Annotated in this window: 8 protein-coding genes; 5 read left to right on the top strand and 3 right to left on the bottom strand. The window is 62.3% G+C overall.

The window, feature by feature from the left end:
- Position 1 precedes the first annotated feature (1 nt).
- Positions 2-226, bottom strand: a complete 225-nt coding sequence (locus GTP27_RS18045) for an acyl carrier protein (protein ID WP_161040547.1) — start codon at positions 224-226, stop codon at positions 2-4.
- An 884-nt stretch (positions 227-1,110) separates the two neighbouring features.
- Between GTP27_RS18045 and GTP27_RS18040 the strand changes: the two genes are divergently transcribed.
- From GTP27_RS18040 to GTP27_RS18020, 5 genes are all read left to right on the top strand, one after another.
- Positions 1,111-8,349: a beta strand repeat-containing protein gene (locus GTP27_RS18040; RefSeq protein WP_229634156.1), complete on the top strand. Its 7,239-nt coding sequence runs from the start codon at positions 1,111-1,113 to the stop codon at positions 8,347-8,349.
- Between the two features lie 307 nt (positions 8,350-8,656).
- Entirely contained in the window at positions 8,657-15,940 is a 7,284-nt protein-coding gene (locus GTP27_RS23665; protein WP_229634154.1) for an SPM autocatalytic domain-containing protein, read from the top strand.
- A 315-nt stretch (positions 15,941-16,255) separates the two neighbouring features.
- Entirely contained in the window at positions 16,256-18,406 is a 2,151-nt protein-coding gene (locus GTP27_RS18030) for a peptidase domain-containing ABC transporter (RefSeq protein ID WP_161040546.1), read from the top strand.
- Positions 18,379-19,746 (top strand): HlyD family type I secretion periplasmic adaptor subunit, encoded by a 1,368-nt coding sequence (locus tag GTP27_RS18025; protein WP_161040545.1) that lies wholly within the window; start codon positions 18,379-18,381, stop codon positions 19,744-19,746. Before GTP27_RS18030 ends, GTP27_RS18025 begins: the two co-directional genes overlap by 28 nt.
- Positions 19,747-19,767: 21 nt before the next feature.
- Complete coding sequence (locus GTP27_RS18020; protein ID WP_161040544.1) at positions 19,768-20,550, top strand: glycosyltransferase family 2 protein; 783 nt, start codon at positions 19,768-19,770, stop codon at positions 20,548-20,550.
- 8 nt (positions 20,551-20,558) lie between these two features.
- On the opposite strand, the gene GTP27_RS18015 is transcribed toward GTP27_RS18020, so the two are convergent.
- Both GTP27_RS18015 and GTP27_RS18010 read right to left on the bottom strand, forming a co-directional pair.
- Positions 20,559-21,482 (bottom strand): WavQ, encoded by a 924-nt coding sequence (locus GTP27_RS18015; protein WP_161040543.1) that lies wholly within the window; start codon positions 21,480-21,482, stop codon positions 20,559-20,561.
- A gap of 36 nt (positions 21,483-21,518) precedes the next feature.
- Complete coding sequence (locus GTP27_RS18010; protein WP_161040542.1) at positions 21,519-22,625, bottom strand: DegT/DnrJ/EryC1/StrS family aminotransferase; 1,107 nt, start codon at positions 22,623-22,625, stop codon at positions 21,519-21,521.
- Positions 22,626-22,636 lie beyond the last annotated feature (11 nt).

Below are 22,636 nucleotides of genomic sequence, written 5' to 3'. Positions count from 1 at the left end.
ATCAGACCTTTTTCTTGGTATTGATCAGGGCCACGATGTCGGCCACTGTGTCGCATTTATTCAGGGACTGGCCATCGACCATGACGTTGAAGACATCGTCGATCAGCGCGATGGTGGAGACGACAGCCAGAGAATCCCAGGCAAAATCGGCCAGCTTCAGCTCGGGGCTGACTTGCTCGACATCGATTTCAATGATTTCCGCGAGGCCGGCAAAGAATTCCTGCATGTTATTTCCAATCAGTTTAGGTGTCGTCGGTGACGACTTGGAGCGACCCGCAAACAGCACTTGCGGCGGCGCTTTGATGAGCATTCTTTTAAGCAATGTGCAAGGAAAGTATCGGGCTTTGGATATACCTTGTCAAGCCGCGATCAAGGCGGGTTTTCCCTCTTTGTTCAGGCGATAGCAGGGGCTTCCGGCAGCCCCGGAAACGCGCTCTCGGCGGCCTGTTCCGCTCCCCTTGCTTGGCCCTCCGCACCGGCCGGTCCGATATTGCCAAATTGATCATTTGAGGGGGATTTCCATGGCATCTCCGGCGATTGAATTTCATTGCACTGATGCAAAATCGCTTCGCGTCCATCCCGTTGGTAATGGGGCGGTCGGGTGGCTGGCTGGTCTGCCGTGCAGGAATGGCAAGACATGCTCTGCTGGAGTGTAATCGGGTAATGCTAAAGAGGATAGAGCAAAGAATAATCATTATATTTCAACAGCTTGCAATGAAAATTTCCATGTATAAATATTCCTTGAGGAAATTTTTAGGCCTATAATGACAAGTCCGATGTGCTTGTCCGCGGCGCTGTTGGCAAGGGGTAAAGTGGTTGGCAAGAAATTTTTGGCTTGAGCCCAAAAGTTTACTTAATGAAATTCAAAATGCCGCCGTTAACCCCTAGACGACAGGTGCTTTTGCCCGCCAGTGCTAGAGAATTACTCTGGGGCAAGGCAACAGTGCCGGAGAAAGGTGGTGGCAGGCATGCGCAACATCGAACGTGCCAGCTGCAGCCAGCAAGCAAGAATCGAAATATATGAAGCTATCAGGAGTGGCCACATCGCCTGTCCTGTAACCCGAACCGCTCATTGAGCAGAATACAGCTGCACCCATCAGGAGATTGAGAATGCCTAGCCCATTTATCGCTTTCAGCACCCAGCAGATAGCCAATCTGGATACCAGCCAGATCGCTACTATTGCCACGGCAGACCTGATCGCCCTGAGCACCGATCAGATTCGGGCATTTTCGACGGCCGCCATCACGGCCTTCAGCACTGCCCAACTGGCCTACGGCTTGAGCTCGCAGCAGGCGGGGGTGCTGACCACCGCGCAGGCGACCACGCTGTCCTCGCGTCAGCTGGCGGCACTAAGCACCCTGAACGTGTCCAGCCTGTCGACGGCCGATGTGGCGGTGCTGCAGACTAGCGCGCTGCAGGGGCTGAGTTCCAACCAGATCAAAGGGCTGACCACCAATCAGGTGGTGGCGCTGACCAGCACGCAGGCTGGTTCGCTGGGTTCGGCCCAGATCGTGGCCCTCAGCACCAGTGCCGTGGGTGCACTGGAAACGGTGGATATGAACCAGCTGGCGACTGCCGGCATTGCGGCCCTTAGCACCGCACAGATGGCAGCCATCACCACCAGCCAGATGACTTCGCTGGCCACCGCCTCGCTGGCGGCACTGAATACCGCTGCAATTGCCGCCCTGAGCACCAATCAGGTTGTGGCACTGACCTCGGCCCAGGTGGGCAGCCTGGGCACCGCGCAGATCGTTGCCATGACCAGCCGTGCTATCGGCGCCATTGAAACGGCGGATCTGGCCGGTCTGAGCACCAACCAAGTCGCCGCGATGCGCACCACGCAGGTACTGGGTCTGACCGCTGATCAGGTAGCGAATCTGTCGACTAATCAGGTACTGGCACTGAGCTCGGCGGGCATCAATGCCCTGAACTCGGCACAGGTACAGGCGCTGACCACGGCACAGGCCGCCAATCTGGGCACCACCCAGATCACGGCCCTGACGACGGCCAACGTGGGTTACATTGAGACGGCTGATCTGGCCGCCATGAGCACTACGGCCATCGCTGGCCTGAGCTCGGCACAGGTGAAAGCCCTGAGCACCAGCCAGGTCGTGGCGCTGACCAGCAACCAGGCCGGTGCACTGGGTTCGGCCCAAGTGGCTGCCATGACCACTAGCGCTGTGGGCGTGCTGGAAACGGTGGATATGAACCAGCTGGCGACCGCAGGCATCGCTGCCTTCGGCACGGCACAGGTTGCCGCGATCACCACCAGCCAGATGACTTCGCTGGCCACCGCCTCGCTGGCCGCACTGAATACCGCTGCAATTGCCGCCCTGAGCACCAATCAGGTCGTGGCCCTGACCTCGGCCCAGGTGGGCAGCCTCGGCACCGCACAGATCGTTGCCATGACCAGCCGTGCCATCGGCGCCATCGAAACGGCGGATCTGGCCGGTCTGAGCACCAATCAGGTCGCCGCGATGCGCACCACGCAGGTGCTGGGTCTGACGGCTGATCAGGTAGCCAATCTGTCGACCAATCAGGTACTGGCACTGAGCTCGGCGGGCATCAATGCCCTGAACTCGGCACAGGTACAGGCGCTGACCACGGCACAGGCCGCCAATCTGGGCACCACCCAGATCACGGCGCTGACCACCGCTAACGTGGGTTACATTGAGACGGCTGATCTGGCCGCCATGAGCACCACGGCCATCGCTGGCCTGAGCTCGGCACAGGTGAAAGCCCTGAGCACCAGCCAGGTCGTGGCGCTGACCAGCAATCAGGCCGGTGCACTGGGTTCGGCTCAAGTGGCTGCCCTGACCACCAACGCGGTAGGCGCACTGGAAACGGTCGATATGAACCAGCTGGCGACCGCAGGCATTGCTGCCTTCGGCACGGCACAGGTTGCCGCGATCACCACCAGCCAGATGACTTCGCTGGCCACCGCGTCGCTGGCCGCACTGAATACCGCTGCAATTGCCGCCCTGAGCACCAATCAGGTGGTCGCCCTGACCTCGGCCCAGGTGGGCAGCCTCGGCACCGCGCAGATCGTTGCCATGACCAGCCGTGCCATCGGCGCCATCGAAACGGCCGATCTGGCCGGTCTGAGCACCAATCAGGTTGCCGCGATGCGCACCACGCAGGTGCTGGGTCTGACCGCTGATCAGGTAGCGAATCTGTCGACCAATCAGGTACTGGCACTGAGTACTGCGGGCATCAATGCCCTGAACTCGGCACAGGTACAGGCGCTGACCACGGCACAGGCCGCCAATCTGGGCACCACCCAGATCACGGCCCTGACCACCGCTAACGTGGGTTATATCGAAACGGCTGATCTGGCCGCCATGAGCACCACGGCCATCGCTGGCCTGAGCTCGGCACAGGTGAAAGCCCTGAGCACCAGCCAGGTCGTGGCGCTGACCAGCAACCAAGCCGGTGCACTGGGTTCGGCTCAAGTGGCTGCCCTGACCACCAACGCCGTCGGTGCACTGGAAACGGTGGACATGAACCAGCTGGCGACCGCAGGCATTGCTGCCTTCGGCACGGCACAGGTTGCCGCGATCACCACCAGCCAGATGACCTCGCTGGCCACCGCTTCGCTGGCTGCACTGAATACCGCAGCGATTGCCGCCCTGAGCACCAATCAAGTGGTCGCCCTGACCTCGGCCCAGGTGGGCAGCCTCGGCACCGCGCAGATCGTTGCCATGACCAGCCGTGCCATCGGCGCCATCGAAACGGCCGATCTGGCCGGTCTGTCGACCAATCAGGTTGCCGCGATGCGCACCACGCAGGTACTGGGTCTGACCGCTGATCAGGTAGCGAATCTGTCGACCAATCAGGTACTGGCACTGAGCTCGGCGGGCATCAATGCCCTGAACTCGGCACAGGTACAGGCGCTGACCACGGCACAGGCCGCTAATCTGGGCACCACCCAGATCACGGCCCTGACCACCGCTAACGTGGGTTACATCGAAACGGCCGATCTGGCCGCCATGAGCACTACCGCTATTGCAGGCCTGAACTCGGCACAGGTGAAAGCCCTGAGCACCAGCCAGGTGGTGGCGCTGACCAGCAACCAAGCCGGTGCACTGGGTTCGGCTCAAGTGGCTGCCCTGACCACCAATGCGGTGGGCGCACTGGAAACGGTCGATATGAACCAGCTGGCAACCGCAGGCATCGCTGCCTTCGGCACGGCACAGGTTGCCGCGATCACCACCAGCCAGATGACTTCGCTGGCCACCGCTTCGCTGGCCGCACTGAATACCGCTGCAATTGCCGCCCTGAGCACCAATCAGGTTGTGGCGCTGACGTCGGCCCAGGTGGGCAGCCTCGGCACCGCGCAGATCGTTGCCATGACCAGCCGTGCTATCGGCGCCATCGAAACGGCCGATCTGGCCGGTCTGAGCACCAACCAGGTCGCCGCGATGCGCACCACGCAGGTACTGGGTCTGACGGCTGATCAGGTAGCCAATCTGTCGACCAATCAGGTACTGGCACTGAGCTCGGCCGCTATCAATGCCCTGAACTCGGCGCAGGTACAGGCGCTGACCACGGCACAGGCCGCGAATCTGGGCACCACCCAGATCACGGCCCTGACCACCGCTAACGTGGGTTACATCGAAACGGCTGATCTGGCCGCCATGAGCACCACGGCCATCGCTGGCCTGAGCTCGGCACAGGTGAAAGCCCTGAGCACCAGCCAGGTTGTGGCGCTGACCAGCAATCAGGCCGGTGCACTGGGTTCGGCTCAAGTGGCTGCCCTGACCACCAACGCGGTAGGTGCACTGGAAACCGTAGACATGAACCAGCTGGCGACCGCAGGCATCGCTGCCTTCGGCACGGCACAGGTTGCCGCGATCACCACCAGCCAGATGACTTCGCTGGCTACCGCTTCGCTGGCTGCACTGAATACCGCAGCGATTGCCGCCCTGAGCACCAATCAAGTGGTCGCCCTGACCTCGGCCCAGGTGGGCAGCTTGGGCACCGCACAGATCGTTGCCATGACCAGCCGTGCTATCGGCGCCATCGAAACGGCCGATCTGGCTGGTCTGTCGACCAACCAGGTCGCCGCGATGCGCACCACGCAGGTACTGGGTCTGACGGCTGATCAGGTAGCGAATCTGTCGACCAATCAGGTACTGGCACTGAGCTCGGCGGGCATCAATGCCCTGAACTCGGCACAGGTACAGGCGCTGACCACGGCACAGGCCGCCAATCTGGGCACCACCCAGATCACGGCGCTGACCACCGCTAACGTGGGTTATATCGAAACGGCTGATCTGGCCGCCATGAGCACCACGGCCATCGCTGGCCTGAGCTCGGCACAAGTCAAAGCCCTGAGCACCAGTCAGGTCGTGGCGCTGACCAGCAATCAGGCCGGTGCACTGGGTTCGGCCCAAGTAGCTGCCCTGACCACCAACGCCGTCGGTGCACTGGAAACGGTGGACATGAACCAGCTGGCAACCGCTGGTATCGCTGCCTTCGGCACGGCACAGGTTGCCGCGATCACCACCAGCCAGATGACTTCGCTGGCCACCGCGTCGCTGGCCGCACTGAATACCGCTGCAATTGCCGCCCTGAGCACCAATCAGGTGGTCGCCCTGACCTCGGCCCAGGTGGGCAGCCTCGGCACCGCGCAGATCGTTGCCATGACCAGCCGTGCCATCGGCGCCATCGAAACGGCCGATCTGGCTGGTCTCTCGACCAACCAGGTCGCCGCGATGCGCACCACGCAGGTACTGGGTCTGACCGCTGATCAGGTAGCGAATCTGTCGACCAATCAGGTACTGGCACTGAGCTCGGCGGGCATCAATGCCCTGAACTCGGCACAGGTACAGGCGCTGACCACGGCACAGGCCGCGAATCTGGGCACCACCCAGATCACGGCCCTGACCACCGCTAACGTGGGTTACATTGAGACGGCTGATCTGGCCGCCATGAGCACCACGGCCATCGCTGGCCTGAGCTCGGCACAGGTGAAAGCCCTGAGCACCAGCCAGGTCGTGGCACTGACCAGCAATCAGGCCGGTGCACTGGGTTCGGCTCAAGTGGCTGCCCTGACCACCAACGCGGTAGGCGCACTGGAAACGGTCGATATGAACCAGCTGGCGACCGCAGGCATTGCTGCCTTCGGCACGGCACAGGTTGCCGCGATCACCACCAGCCAGATGACTTCGCTGGCCACCGCGTCGCTGGCCGCACTGAATACCGCTGCAATTGCCGCCCTGAGCACCAATCAGGTGGTCGCCCTGACCTCGGCCCAGGTGGGCAGCCTCGGCACCGCGCAGATCGTTGCCATGACCAGCCGTGCCATCGGCGCCATCGAAACGGCCGATCTGGCTGGTCTCTCGACCAATCAGGTTGCCGCGATGCGCACCACGCAGGTGCTGGGTCTGACCGCTGATCAGGTAGCGAATCTGTCGACCAATCAGGTACTGGCACTGAGTACTGCGGGCATCAATGCCCTGAACTCGGCACAGGTACAGGCGCTGACCACGGCACAGGCCGCCAATCTGGGCACCACCCAGATCACGGCGCTGACCACCGCTAACGTGGGTTATATCGAAACGGCTGATCTGGCCGCCATGAGCACCACCGCTATTGCTGGCCTGAACACGGCACAAGTGAAGGCCCTGAGCACCAATGAAGTGGTGGCGCTGACCAGCAATCAGGCCGGCGCACTGGGTTCGGCCCAAGTGGCCGCCCTGACCGCGAATGCCGTCGGCGCACTGGAAACGGTGGACATGAACCAGCTGGCGACCGCCGGTATCGCTGCCTTCGGCACGGCACAGGTTGCTGCGCTGACTACCAGCCAGATGACTTCGCTGGCCACCGCCTCGCTGGCCGCTCTGAACACTGCGGCAGTGGCTGCCCTGAGCACCAATCAGGCAGTGGCGCTGACCTCGGCACAAGTGGGTAGCCTTGGTACGGCACAGATCGCCGCACTCAGCACCAATGCCGTGGCGGCGATTGAAACGGCCGATCTGGCTGGCCTGAGCACCAACGATATGGTCGCGCTGCGCACGGTACAGCTGGTGGCACTGGGTACTTCGCAGATCGCCAACCTGTCCACCGGCCAGATCACTGCGCTGAGCACCAATATCAGCGTGCTCTCGACCGACCAGATCGTTGCACTGACCACCGCGCAAACCGCGTCGCTGGCTACTGCACAGCTGGCTGCTCTGAGCACCCGCAGCATCGCCGCGCTGGAAACGGCTGATCTGGCAGCGATCTCGAGCGTCAACATCAGCGCTCTGTCCAGCAACCAGCTGAGTGCCATTACCAACACCCAGGCTGCCGCCATGACGACGGCGCAGTTTGCCGCCTTCGGCAGCCGCCAGTTCATCGGCCTGAGCACGGGCGCCGTGGCAGCCATGAACACCAGCGACGTGGCTGCACTGGGTACCGGTGTGATTGCCGGCCTGAGCACCCGTCAGCTGCAGGCGCTGACCACCAACGATATCGTGGCACTGAGCACGAATCAGGTGCATGCGCTGAGCACCAACCAGCTGATCTCGCTGCGTACCGATCAGGTACAGGCGATGAGTACCGACCAGATCAATGCCTGGATCAGCCTCACGCCTATCGTGCTGGATCTGAATGGCGACGGCATCCAGACCCTGAATATCAATCAGGGCGTGCAGTTCGATCTGGCTGCGACCGGCAACAAGCTCAATACGGGCTGGGTAGGCGGTGGCGACGGTCTGCTGGTCATGGATCGCAACGGTGACGGTACCATCAACGACGGTAGCGAACTGTTCGGTTCGGGCACCACCCTGGCCAATGGTCAGAAAGCCCGCACCGGCTACGAAGCGCTGGTCGAACTCGATACCAACCACGATGGCGTGATCGATGCCAAGGACAGCAGCTTCAGCAAGCTGGAAGTCTGGGTCGATGGCAACGCTGACGGTGTCAGCCAGGCTAGCGAGCTGAAAACGCTCGATCAGCTGGGCATCACCAAACTGAATCTCGATGTGACGCGCAACGTTTCGCTCAACAACGGCAACGTGGTGGGTCTGACCTCGAGCTTCGAAACCAGTGACGGTGCTACGCATACGGCTGGCGACGTGTGGTTCGCTACCACGCCTGCCGCTAGCCTGAGCAGCAACGTCAGTGGCCTGACCCAGGCACTGTCCAACTTCAACGCCGCAGCCGAAGTTGGCGCGCACCCAGCCCAGCTGGATCTGCGCGGTGGTGCTCTGGCCGCCAGCGCCGCCCAGCTGGCCGATGTCATGAAGCACTTCGGTGCCGCAGACAAAGGCGCTGCAGGGCTGGCCGCCAGCGACGAGACCTTGCGTCTGAAAGCACTGCAGACCGGTGCTCAAGGATTCCTGGCCGCGCCGCATAAATAAGCCGCTGCCGGACTGGCCGGAACACTGGCCAGTCTTGCAACGAAAGCTACAGCAAGGTCCGCTTCGCGCCACGTTTATGTGGCGCGGTGGAGGCCTCACTGTCGCTAACGATAAGAGACTTCCTAAAGTTGTGAAGTCAGTTGTCGTTAAGAACTAGACCGGATGGTTGGTGCGCAGAAATGTGCCCAGCCATTAATGCACTACCGAAGCACTACTAAACCGTTAAAAATTTGAGCGCCGGCGCTAAAACCACCCCGGCACTCGTTCCCGCCCGTAACGATACGGCAGGACCCCAAGGAGAATGGCAATGTCTATCGTAACCAGCATGTCCACGGACCAGATTGCAGCACTGTCGACGGATGCAATCAGCCTTCTGGCCACGGCCGACGTTGCCGCGCTTAGTTCCGCCCAGTTTGCGGCCTTTACGACCGATCAGATCGGGGCGTTCGGCACCGCGCACATGCAGGTGCTCACCACGCGCGAACTGGGGCAGGGCCTGACCACCAATCAGGTGGTAGCGTTCTCCACCACGCAGGTAGCGATACTGAGCTCCTCGCAAGTGGCGGCCATGTCCACCGATTCGCTGGTGGCGCTGGAAACCGATGATTTTGCAGCCCTCAAGACCTCCACCGTTGCAGGCCTGACCACGCTGCAGATGGGCGCGCTGACCACCAATCAGGTGGTAGCACTGACCACGGGTCAGGCGGCAGCACTGTCGAGCCGGCAGATTGTTGCGCTGTCGACCGACGGCATTGCCGCAATCGAAACGACCGATCTGGTGGCCCTGAAAACGGCCGTCATCAATGCCCTGAGCACGCAGCAGATGGCTGCGCTGACCACTGATCAGGCTTCCAATCTGACCACCGGTCAGGTGGCCGCGCTGAGCACCAAAATGCTGGCTTCGGGCCTGACCACGGAGCAGGTGGTCGCCATGACCTCGACCCAGCTGGCTACGCTGAGCTCCAGCCAGTTTGCTGTCCTGAGCACGGATAATATTGCGGCCATCGAAACGGTGGACGTCGCTGCCCTGAAAACGGGCATCATCGCTGCGCTGAAAACTGCGCAGGTGGCAGCACTGACCACCAACCAGCTCTCCAACATGGGCACGGCCCAGATCGCCGCGCTCAGCACGGCCAGCATGGGCGCCCTGACCAGCGATCAGGCCGTGGCACTGACTACGGCGCAGGCTTCGGTGCTGACCTCGACCCAGCTGGTAGCGCTGAGCACGGATAATCTGGCGGCCATGGAAACCGACGATATCGCCGCGCTGAAGACGGCCACCATTGCCGGCATGTCGACCAAACAGGCGCAGGCGCTGACCACCAATCAGGTGGTGGCCCTGAGCAGCGGTCAGGTAGCCGCGCTGTCGAGCGCGCAGGTCATCGCCATGGGCAGCGATTCGATCGTCGCCATGGAAACCGATGATATCGGCGCACTGAAGACCAATGCCTTCAGCGCCATGACCTCGGCCGAAGTCACGGCCATCACCACCAACCAGATTACCGCACTGAAAACCGGCCAGATTGCTGCGCTGAGCACGGCCAATATTTCGCAGGCGCTGACCACCAATCAGGTAGTGGCCCTGAGCTCGAACCAGTTCGGCGCCCTGAGCACGCTGCAGTTCGGCGCGCTGTCGACCGACAACGTCGCCGCCATCGAGACGGACGATCTGGTCAGCCTGCGCACCAGCATCATCGCTGCGCTGAAGACTGCCCAACTGGCCGCCCTGACGACCAACCAGTTCTCCAACCTGAGCAACAACCAGATTCTGGCGATCACCACCGCCAATATGGGCCAGCTCACCAGCGATCAGGTGGTAGCACTGACCACCGCGCAAGCGTCGGTACTGACCTCGAGCCAGATCGTGGCCCTGAGCACGGACAACACGGCGGCGCTGGAAACCGATGATATCGCCGCGCTGAAAACCTCCACCATTGCCGGTTTGTCGACCAAGCAGGCAGTTGCGCTGACCACCAAACAGATCGTCGCGCTGGGCAGCAACCAGGTTGCTGCGCTGAACAGTGCTCAGGTAGTGGCCATGGGCAGCGATTCGGTTGTAGCGATCGAAACCGACGATATCGGTTCGCTGAAAACCAGCGCCTTCAATGCCATGACCTCGGCCGAAGTGACGGCCCTGACCACTGACCAGATTAGTGCCCTGAAAACGGCCCAGATCGCCGCCCTGAGCACCGCCAACATCGCCCAGGCGCTGACCACCAACCAGATCGTGGCGATGAGTTCGAACCAGTTCGGCGCCCTGAGCACGCTGCAGTTCGGCGCGCTGTCGACCGACAATATCGCCGCCATCGAGACGGCCGATGTCGTGGGTCTGCGCACTGCCATCATCGCTGCGCTGAAAACCGCCCAGCTGGCCGCCCTGACCACTAACCAGCTGTCCAACCTGACCACCGGCCAGGTGCTGGCAATTACCACGGCCAACATGGCCCAGCTGACTACCGATCAGGTGGTGGCGCTGTCGACCGATCAGGCCAGCGTGCTGACCTCCTCGCAGTTCGTGGCATTCAGCACCGACAGCATCGTGGCACTGGAAACCGATGACATCGCCGTCCTGAAAACTTCGGCCATCGCCGGTATGTCCACCAAGCAGGCCGCTGCGCTGACCACCAAGCAGGTGGTGGCACTGGGCAGCAACCAGATTGCTGCGCTGACCAGCGGACAAGTGATTGCCATGGGTAGCGATTCCGTGGTGGCGATCGAAACTGACGACATCGGCGCACTGAAAACCAGCGCCGTGGCTGCCATGACTTCGGCCGAAGTCAATGCCCTGACCACCGACCAGATCACTGCCCTGAAAACGGGCCAGATCGCTGCGCTGAGCACCTCCAACCTCGCCAATGCGCTGACCACCCACCAGATCGTAGCGATGAGCTCGAACCAGTTCGGCGCCCTGAGCACGCTGCAGTTCGGTGCGCTCTCGACCGACTCCATCGCCGCCATCGAAACGGCCGATGTGGTGGGTCTGCGTACGGCCATCATTGCCTCGCTGAAAACGGCCCAGCTGGCTGCACTGACCACCAACCAGCTGTCCAACCTGACCACCGGCCAGGTGCTGGCAATTACCACCGCCAACATGGCCCAGCTGACTACCGATCAGGTGGTGGCCCTGTCGACCGATCAGGCCAGCGTGCTGACTTCTTCGCAGTTCGTGGCCCTGAGCACGGATGGCATCGTGGCACTGGAAACCGATGACATCGCCGTGCTGAAGACTTCGGCCATCGCCGGCATGTCCACCAAGCAGGCTGCTGCGCTGACCACCAAGCAGGTGGTGGCACTGGGCAGCAACCAGATTGCAGCGCTGACCAGCGCGCAAGTGATCGCCATGGGCAGCGATTCCGTCGTCGCCATCGAAACCGATGATATCGGCGCACTGAAAACCAATGCCTTCGGCGCCATGACCTCGGCGGAAGTCAATGCCCTGACCACCGACCAGATCACTGCGTTGAAAACCGGCCAGATCGCTGCACTGAGCACGGCCAACATCGCCAATGCGCTGAGCACCAACCAGATCGTGGCAATGAGCTCGAACCAGTTCGGCGCCCTGAGCACGCTGCAGTTCGGCGCGCTGTCGACCGATAACATCGCCGCCATCGAGACGGCGGATGTGGTGGGCCTGCGCACGGCCATCATCGCTGCGCTGAAAACCGCCCAGCTGGCCGCGCTGACCACCAACCAGCTGTCCAACCTGACTACCGGTCAGGTACTGGCGATTACTACCGCCAATATCGCCCAGCTGACCACCGATCAGGTGGTGGCCCTGTCGACCGATCAGGCCAGCGTGCTGACTTCCTCGCAGTTCGTGGCTCTGAGCACGGATGGTGTGGTGGCGCTGGAAACCGACGATATCGCCGTGCTGAAAACTTCGGCCATCGCCGGCATGTCGACCAAGCAGGCTGCGGCGCTGACCACCAAGCAGGTGGTGGCACTGGGCAGCAACCAGATCGGCGCGCTGACCAGCGCCCAGGTCATCGCCATGGGCAGCGATTCCGTCGTGGCGATCGAAACCGACGACATCGGCGCACTGAAAACCAGCGCTGTGGCCGCCATGACCTCGGCTGAAGTGACGGCCCTGACGACCGACCAGATCACTGCGCTGAAAACTTCGCAAGTGGCTGCGCTGAGCACGGCCAATATTGCCAACGCCCTGACCACCAAGCAGATCGTGGCGATGAGCTCGAACCAGTTCGGCGCCTTCAACACCCAGCAGTTCGCTGCGCTGGCGACCGATTCCATCGCCGCCATCGAAACGGAAGATGTGGTGGGTCTGCGGACTTCCATCATCGCTTCGCTGAAAACGGCCCAGCTGGCCGCACTGACCACCAATCAGCTGTCCAACCTGACCACCGGCCAGGTACTGGCGATCACCACGCTGAACATGTCCGCGCTGACCAGCGATCAGGTGGTGGCGCTGTCCACCACCCAGGCTGGCGTGCTGACCTCGAGCCAGATCGTGGCCCTGAGCACGGACAACGTCGCTGCGATGGAAACCGACGATATCGCGGCGCTGAAGACCTCGACCATTGCCGGTCTGTCGACCAAACAGGCAGCCGCGTTGACCACCAAGCAGGTGGTGGCACTGAGCAGCGGCCAGATTGCTGCGCTCAATAGCGCACAAGTAGTGGCCATGGGCAGCGATTCTGTCGTCGCCATCGAAACCGATGATATCGGCGCACTGAAAACCAATGCCTTCGGCGCCATGACCTCGGCCGAAGTGACGGCTCTGACCACTGATCAGATCACGGCCCTGAAAACCGGCCAGGTTGCAGCACTGAGCACGGCTAACATCGCCAACGCCCTGACCACCAACCAGATCGTGGCGATGAGCTCGAACCAGTTCGGTGCGCTGAGCACGCTGCAGTTCGGCGCGCTGTCGACCGACAATATCGCCGCCATCGAAACGGCTGACGTGGTGGGTCTGCGTACCGGCATCATCGCTGCGCTGAAAACTGCCCAGCTGGCCGCGCTGACCACCAACCAGCTGTCCAACCTGACCACCGGCCAGGTGCTGGCGATTACCACCGCCAACATGGCCCAGCTGACCACCGATCAAGTGGTGGCCCTGTCGACCGATCAGGCTTCTGTGCTGACGTCGTCGCAAGCGATTGCGCTGACCACCGATAGCATCGTGGCGCTGGAAACCGATGACATCGCCGCAATGAAGACTTCGACCATCGCTGGTCTGTCCACCAAGCAGGCGGTTGCGCTGACCACCAAGCAGGTAGTGGCATTGAGCAGCAACCAGATCGGTGCGCTGAGCAGCGCGCAAGTGGTGGCCATGGGCAGTGACTCCGTCGTCGCCATCGAAACCGATGACATCGGCGCGCTGAAAACCAGTGCCTTCGGTGCCATGACCTCGGCCGAAGTGACGGCCCTGACCACCGACCAGATCACGGCACTGAAAACCAGCCATGTTGCTGCCCTGAGCACGGCCAATATCGCCAATGCGCTGACCACCAACCAGATCGTGGCCATGAGTTCGGCACAACTGGGCGTCCTGAGCACGCTGCAGTTCGCTGCACTGGGCACGGATAACGTAGCCGCCATCGAAACGGCTGATTTGTCCAGTCTGAAAACCAGCGTGATCGCTGCGCTGAAAACGGTGCAGTTGGCCGCGCTGACCACCAACCAGTTGTCGAATCTGGGTACCGGTCAGGTAACGGCGCTGAGCACCGCCAGCATGGCCTCCCTGACCAGCGACCAGACGGTGGCGCTGACCACGGCCCAGGCTGCCGTGCTGAGCTCGACGCAGGCGGTAGCCCTGAGCACCGATAACCTCGCTGCGCTGGTGACCGACGATGTGGTGGCGCTGAAAACGTCGGTGATCGCCGCCCTGCAGACCAAGCATGTGGCAGCCCTGACCACCAACCAGATCGTGGCCCTGAGCACCATCCAGGCTGCGTCCCTGACCAGCAGCCAGATCAATGCTCTGGGTACCGACTCGGTGGTCGCGCTGGAAACGGCCGATCTGGCAGCACTGAAAACGTCGGCCCTGAACGGCCTGCGTTCGGCCCAGCTGAATGCCTTCAGCACGGATCAGATCACGGCCATGACCACGGCACAGGTAGCGGCCCTGAGCACGGCTAATCTGTCCGATGGCCTGACCACCAAGCAGATCGTGGCGCTGTCCTCGGCCCAGCTGTACGTGCTGAGCACTGCCCAGTTCGGCGTGCTGTCGACCGATAACGTCGCAGCAATCGAAACGGATGATCTGGCCGCACTGAAAACCAGCACCATCGCTGCGCTCAAATCGAGCCAGCTGGCCGCGCTGACCACTGGCCAGCTGAGCAGTCTGGGCACCAGCCAGATCGTGGCCCTGAGCACGGCCAACCTGGCCAATGCCCTGAGCACCAGCCAGTCGGCAGCCATCACCACCACTCAGGCAGCCGCGCTGACCTCGGGCCAGGTGGCGGCACTGTCGACCGATGCGCTGGCCGCACTGGGTACCGATCAGTTCGCTGTACTGAAAACGGCGGCGGTGGCTTCGCTGAAAACCCTGCAGATCGGCGCTCTGACCACCAACCAGATCGTCAGCCTGTCCAGCGGTCAGGTAGCGGCACTGAGCAGCGCACAGGTAAAAGCCCTGACGACGGACCAGCTGGTCGCTCTGGAAACCCAGGATCTGGTGGCCCTGCGCACCGGCGCCATGGCGGGCCTGAGCACCGACCAGATCAGCAAGCTGAGCACCGACCAGGTCCACGCGCTGACCAGCGCCCAGGTGTGCGCGATCAACAGCTCGCAGGTACCGGGCCTGACCACGGCACAGATTGCTGCACTGTCCTCGCCGCTGGGTACGCCTATCGTGCTGGACCTGAACGGCAACGGCATCAACACCCTGAACCTGGCTGCCGGCGTACAGTTCGACCTGCTGGCTACCGGTAACAAGGCAGCCACGGGCTGGGTAGGCGGCGGTGACGGCCTGCTGGCTCTGGATCGCAACGGCGACGGTGTGATCAACGACGGTAGCGAACTGTTCGGTTCGGGCACCACGCTGGCCAATGGTCAGAAAGCCCAGACCGGCTACGAAGCACTGGCCGAACTCGACACCAACCACGACGGTGTGGTCGATGCCAAGGACAGCGCCTTCGCCCAGCTCAAAGTCTGGGTCGATGGCAACGCCGACGGTGTCAGCCAGGCCGACGAACTGAAGTCGCTCGACCAGCTGGGCATCACCAAGCTGGACCTGAACGCCAAACAGGATGTGTCCTACAACAACGGCAACATCGTCGGTCTGACCTCGACCTTCGAAACCAGCGACGGCAGCAGCCATGCGGCAGCCGACGTGTGGTTCCAGATGAGCGCGGTCGCTCCGGCAGCCAGCCTGAGTGCAGCGGTCAGCAACCTGAGTCAGGCATTGTCCAGCTTCGACAATGCGGCCACGGCGGCTGGCAGCACGGCCAAGCTGGAAGTGCCGGGTTCCGGTGTCGCTTCCGGTGCAGCGGCTCTGGCCGGTGCCCTGAAGGACTACTCGGCAGCCCAGCTGACGGCCAGCACCGCCGCCAGCACCAGCGACGAGACGCTGCGCCTGAAAGCGCTGCAGAGCACGGCCAGCCACGGCATACTGGTGGCCAAGTAAGACCACGGACTAGTCCGGCTGCGGCCGGACTGGCTGAGAACGGCAAGACTGCGGTCTTGCCGTTTTTTTTCGCCGGCAATTGGCCGCCGCTGCCCTGCAAGCCGCATGGCAGCGTGTCCGGATGCCACTGGCAAGTGTCGAATAGGGCCGCCTTTCACCCTCTGTTCCAGTGCTGTAAAGCATGATTTAACGCGCCCGCCGAGGTCTGGCTGGGTTAGAATCCCTGAGCCAGCTTGCGTCTCGGGTTGATGCTGGCTAACCGACTCAGGATCATCAACAGGGATGGGCACGCACCAGCGGCCCGCTCGCAAGAATATGCACGATAAATATCCACATACCGCGATCCAGTGCCTGACGGCGATAGCCCAGCACCACGGCTTGCAGATCAATCCGGAACGGCTGATCGACGACTACGCGCTGCGGGCCGAAGAGCCCGGCGACGGCGTGCTGCTGCGCATCGCTTCCGAGATCGGCCTGAAAGCCAAGACCGACACCCTGACATGGTCGCGCCTGATGGCGCAGACCGGCGTGTTCCCCCTGATGGCGCGCCTGCGCAACGGCCACATGGTGATCGTAGTGGGCGCCAAACCAGCGGAGAACGGCGGGGAAGATCAGGTTGCCGTGCTCAATCCGGTGGCGCCGAATGCCGCCGTGGAGCTGATCAGCCGCAGCGATTTCAGCGCCCAGTGGGATGGCGCCGTGCTGTTCGTCAAACGCCACCACAAGCTGAGCGACCCTAACCAGCCGTTCGGCCTGCGCTGGTTCATCCCCGAGATTCTCCAGCAGCGCTCGGCCTTCCGCGACATTTTCATCGCTGCCGTGGCCATGCAGTTTCTGGCCATGGCGTCGCCCATCTTCTTCCAGCTGGTGATCGACAAGGTGCTGACGCACCAGAGCATTACCACGCTGACGGTGCTGGCCGTGGGCATCGTGATGGCGCTGCTGTTCGATGCCTCGTTCGGTTTCCTGCGCCAGACCCTGACGCTGGCCGCCAGTAACAAGATCGACATGCGGCTGACCCGGCGTACCTTCAGCCACCTGCTGTCGCTGCCGATCGACTTCTTCGAGACTACCAGCGCCGGCGTGGTGACGCGTCATATGCAGCAGCTGGAAAAAATCCGCAGCTTCCTCACGGGCCGGTTGTTCTTCACCGCGCTCGATCTGATCTCGCTGCTGGTGTTCATCCCCATCCTGTTTGCCTATTCCTTCAAGCTGGCGCTGATCGTGCTGGCCTTTGCCCTGCTGATCGGCGGGGTGGTGATGGCCATGGTGCCGACCTTCCAGCGCCGCCTCAACGCGCTGTATGCGGCCGAAGGCCAGCGTCAGGCCATGCTGGTGGAAACCATCCACGGCATGCGCACGGTGAAAGCGCTGGCGATCGAACCGGGCCAGCGCCGCATCTGGGACCAGCGTTCGGCAGAAGCCATCAATATGCATTTCCGCGTCGGCCGTATCTCGATTGCCGGCAATGCCGTCACCGATTTCCTCGGCAAGCTGATGCCCGTCACCCTGATCGTGCTGGGCGCACAGGACGTATTCGACCAGACCCTGTCGGTGGGCGCCCTGATCGCCTTCCAGATGCTGTCCGGCCGCGTTACGGGCCCTTTGATTTCCATCGTCGGTCTGGTCAACGAATATCAGGAAACCGCACTGTCGGTACGCATGCTGGGCGAAGTGATGAACCGTGCACCGGAAGGTCGCGCCGGCGCCAACGGCCTGCGCCCCGTGCTGCAGGGCGATATCCGCTTCGACGATGTCACCTTCCGCTATCCCGGTGCACAGGCGATGGCGCTCAATAAAGCCAGCTTCAGCATCGAAAAAGGCACGGTGGTGGGCATCGTGGGCCGTTCCGGCTCCGGTAAAACCACGCTGACCAAGCTGATACAGGGCCTGTACAACGTGCAGGAAGGCATAGTCCGTTTCGACGGCATCGATGCCCGTGAAATCGAACTGTCGCACCTGCGCCGCCAGATCGGCGTGGTATTGCAGGAGAACTTCCTGTTCCGCGGCACGGTGCGCGAGAACCTTTCCGCCGCCAAGCCCGACGCCAGCTTCGAGGAACTGGTGGCCGCTGCCGAAGCAGCCGGTGCCAGCGAATTCATCGAGCGCATGCCCATGGGTTATGACACCCTGCTGGAGGAAAATGCCTCCAATCTGTCAGGTGGCCAGAAGCAGCGTCTGTCGATTGCCCGTACCCTGGTGGCCAAGCCGCGTATCCTGATTCTGGACGAAGCGGCCAGCGCGCTCGATCCGGAAAGCGAAGCTATCTTCATCCATAACCTGAGCCGGATCGCGGTGGGCCGTACCGTGATCATGATTTCCCACCGTCTGTCGACGCTGGTGAATGCCGACAAGATCATGGTCATGCATCAGGGCCGCCTGATGGACAGTGGCCGCCATGCCGAACTGCTTACACGTAGCGAAACTTACCAGCACCTATGGAACCAGCAAACCAGTCACCTGTAAAAGGCTCGCGCCGTCACAAGGACGAAACCGAGATCGAATTCCTGCCCGATGCCGATGCCATCGAGCGGGGACCGCTGCCCCGTTCCGTGCGCATTACGCTGCACGTGCTGCTGGCGGCATTCGGCTGCTTCATCCTGTGGGCCTGCCTGTCGCATGTACCGAAAGTGGTGACGGCCAAGGGCAAGCTGGTCAACCCCCTGCCGAACATCGTGGTGCAGCCGCTTGATACTTCCATCATCCAGCGCATCGATGTGCGCGTGGGGCAGGTGGTGCACAAGGGCGAAGTGCTGGCCATGCTGGACCCGACTTTTACCCAGGCCGACGAAGCGCAGCTGCGCAGCCGTCTGCAGAGCCTCGATACCCAGGCCGACAGCCTGCGCGCCGAACTGGCCGGCAAGGCCGGGCCCAGCACCGGTGCCGGCAGCAGTGCCGACAGCCTGCTGCAAGCCCAGCTGGCCAATGAGCGCAAGGCCAACTTCGCTGCGCAGAAGAGCAAAATGGAGCAGAACATCGCGCGTCTGCAGGCCGGTCTGGAGACCAATCAGCGCGATCAGCAGATTCTGGCACAGCGGGTGAAATCGCTGCGCGAAGTGGAAGCCATGCAGGAGCAGCTGGTGTCGGAACAGTTCGGCGCCAAGATGCACCTGCTGGAAGCGCGTGACCGCCGCCTCGAAGTCGAGCGCGACATGATGCTGCAGAAGAACCGTTCGCTGGAAATGCAGCGCGAGCTGGCTGCCGCCCAGTCCGAGCTGGCTGCCTTCGACAAGAGCTGGCGCCAGAAAGCCATGGAAGACCTGCTTAGCGCCAGCCGCGACCGCGATGGCATCAACGAACAGCTGACCAAGGCCGACAAGCGCCGCCGCATGGTGCAGATCGTGGCGCCGGCGGATGGCATCGTGCTGGAAATCGCCAAGCTGTCGGTCGGTTCCATCGTCCGCGAAGCGGAGCCGCTGTTCACGCTGGTGCCGCTGGGCGCCGAAATGGAAGCGGAAGTGCAGATCGATTCGCTCGATATCGGCTACATCAAGCCGGGCGACAAGGTACAGCTGAAAGTCGATGCATTCAACTTCCAGGAACACGGCATGCTCGATGGCACGGTACGCACCATCAGTTCGGATTCGTTCAAGCGCGATCAGGCGGCGTCCGGACAGGGCCTCGATGCCTACTATCTGGCCCGCATCCCGTATGGCAAATCGGCGCTGCGCAAGATGACGCCCGGTTCGCGCCTGCTGCCCGGCATGACGCTGACAGCGGAGATACTGGTGGGCCAGCGCACGGTGATGTCCTATCTGCTGTGGCCACTGACCAAGGCGCTCGACGAATCGATGCGCGAACCCTGACCCGACGACGGAGTAATCAAGGTGCTATTTACCATCATCATCGCTACCCATGACCGGCCACTGCTGCTCAAGCGCACGCTGCAATCGCTGATCGACCAGACCTGTCAGGACTTCCGCGTGGTGGTGGTATCGGATTCTGCATCCTATCTGCCGCCGTATCCGGAACTGGCGGCGCTCGATGGCCGTTTCGTGTTCATGATACGCAGCGGCCAGCCCGGCCCCGCCATCAGCCGCGATATGGGCATGGCGGTAGCCGATGGCGACTACTGCATCTTCCTCGACGATGACGATACCTTCCGCCCCGGCCATCTGGCGGCGCTCAGGCAGCGTTTGCAGCAGGATAGGCCGGAACTGCTGTTCTGCGATTTTCAGGTGCAGCAGGAAGACCGTACCGTGTCGCCGCCGCAGCAGCTGGACTGCCAGTCGCTGTCCATCGCCGACGTGACGTTTGACAGCGTGTATGTGCGCAATCGCATACCGAATAGTTGCGTGGCCTACCGGCGCGATGTGCTGGCCGGCCTGCACAACGACACCGAGCTGATTATCTACGAAGACTGGGATTTCCTGCTCGCTGCCATGGCCGGACGCAGTCTGGTGCATGTGGCCACCGACACGGTGGTGATCCACAAGAGCGCCGCCACGGCGCCGGAGAATATGCGGCGCGGGAATTCGCGCAACGAGAATGTGGTGCCGGTGATGCTGCAGCTGTACCGCCGCCATCCGGCGCCGAATATGCCGACCCGGCTAGCGCGCCAGGCCTTGCTGGCTTCGGCCGGCGTGGTGCTCGACCTTAGCCATTTCTAGGGCGCAGTTCAGGGGAAGAAGGCGTCGGTTTCTTCCAGCATGTGCTGTACTGCCACTTTGGATTTATCCTGTTTGGCAATCAGGAAGTCGCGCAGAAGATGGGCGGTGGCGCGCGCCTGTGGCAGTTTATCGAAACCATAGGCTATCCCGCTGCGGCTTTCCGGTTCCGGACGCCACTGATCTTCACTCACTCCCTCCTCGGGCACCACCACCGATTCGCAGCCGCATAGCACGGCAAGATCCGAGAACATGGTGCGGGGGTCATAACAGATAAAGGTCTTGACGCGTTTGAATATCTCGGCGATTTGCGCGTGGGAGTAATCGCGATTCAGGCAGATGGAGTTTTCCAGATCATGGACTATCGGCCGGTTGCGCCCTTCGCGGAACAGATAGGCGGTTCCGCTGCGCTCGGTCGCCGCGTTGTCCAGATTATAGATCTCGGTCGGGCAATACAGCACCTCCAGCATGTGCTCGGACATGCGCGAGCCGGTCATATGGAATTCCTTGGAGATCAGCGAGTGGCGGAAATACAGCTCGCCGGGCGAATAGGCTACATGGCCGGTGTGATAGCCGGGATTGTGCAGGAACCAGCGCACCACATTCTTGGCGCGCAGGGGATTGCCGGAAATGATCTCCGGGTAGATCACGATGTAATCATCATTGCCCGCTAGCGCCTGCAGATTGTCGCGATACACCTTGGTGTTGAAGTGGGGATTGAGCGGGAAGGTGGAGTGCAGCAGGTTATGGGTTTCCATCTGGATGCGCGCGGCCACTTCGCCGATGTTCAGGATAGTGGCTTCGTGGCTGTAGAACAGCGGCAGCAGATAGGCGTCGCGCCCCGCCTCGTTGAGCAGATGGCACAGGCGGTGGCTGACGATGGCGCCGCCCGATTTTTCGTTGTAGGCGGCGGCAAAGATGATGAATTTTTTCATGGCGGCTCAGTAGAGTAAAACGGCTCAGGTGCAGCTTCAGGCAGCCAGTATCTGGCGGATGGCGGCAGCTACTTCGGCCGCCTGTTCCAGCGTCATGGTCGGGCCTATCGGCAGGCTCAGGACTTCGCGGTGGATGGCTTCGGCCAGCGGGAAGTCGCCTTCCTTGTAGCCCAGTTCCGCATAGGCCGGCTGCAGATGGGGCGCCACGGGATAGTGCACGATGGTGCCTATGCCACGCTCGGCCAGCGCCTTGGCCAGCCTATCGCGCTGCGCGTGGCGCACCACGTACAGGTGCCAGACCGGCTCGGCCCAGTCAGGCACTTGCGGCAGCGTCAGGCCGGGTATGCCGGCCAGTTCGCGCGCGTACACGGCGGCGATGGCGCGGCGCTGGGCATTGCCGGCGTCGAGATGGGGCAGCTTGACGGCCAGCAGGGCCGATTGCAGTTCGTCCAGGCGCGAGTTATAGCCCGGCACGTCGTTGTAGTACTTGACCTTGGAGCCGTAGTTGCGGAAAGTGCGGATGCGTTCGGCCAGTGCCGCGTCGCTGGTGGTGACGGCGCCGCCGTCGCCGAGTGCGCCGAGGTTTTTACCGGGGTAGAAACTGAAGGCGGCAGCGTGGCCCAGCTGGCCCGTGCGGCGGCCATGGTAGCGCGCGCCGTGCGCCTGCGCGGCGTCTTCCACGACGAACAGCTTGTGCTGGGCCGCCAGCGCCATGATAGGGGCCATATCGGCCGGCTGGCCATACAGGTGCACCGGCACGATGGCCCTGGTGCGCGGCGTAATGGCGGCGGCGATGCGGGCCGGATCGAGGTTGTAGGTGGCTTCCACCGGTTCCACCGGCACCGGCGTGGCGCCGCAGTGGCTGACCGCCAGCCAGGTAGCGATAAAGGTATTCGACGGTACGATCACTTCGTCACCGGGGCCGATGCCGGCCGCTTTCAGGGCGAGGAAGATGGCATCGAGGCCGTTGGCCACGCCGATCGCCTGATCCGCGCCGCAGTAGCTGGCGAAAGCTGCTTCGAACTGCGACGTTTCGTTGCCGAGGATGTACCAGCCGGAATCGAGCACGCGCTTGAAGGCGGCTTCCAGTTCGGCCGCGTGGGCCTGATTGACGGCTTTCAGATCGAGGAAGGGAATGCTCATGGCAATGGCTT

This window comes from Duganella qianjiadongensis, assembly GCF_009857915.1.
Lineage (GTDB): Bacteria > Pseudomonadota > Gammaproteobacteria > Burkholderiales > Burkholderiaceae_D > Rugamonas > Rugamonas qianjiadongensis.
This window is presented reverse-complemented; position numbering and strand designations above follow the sequence as displayed.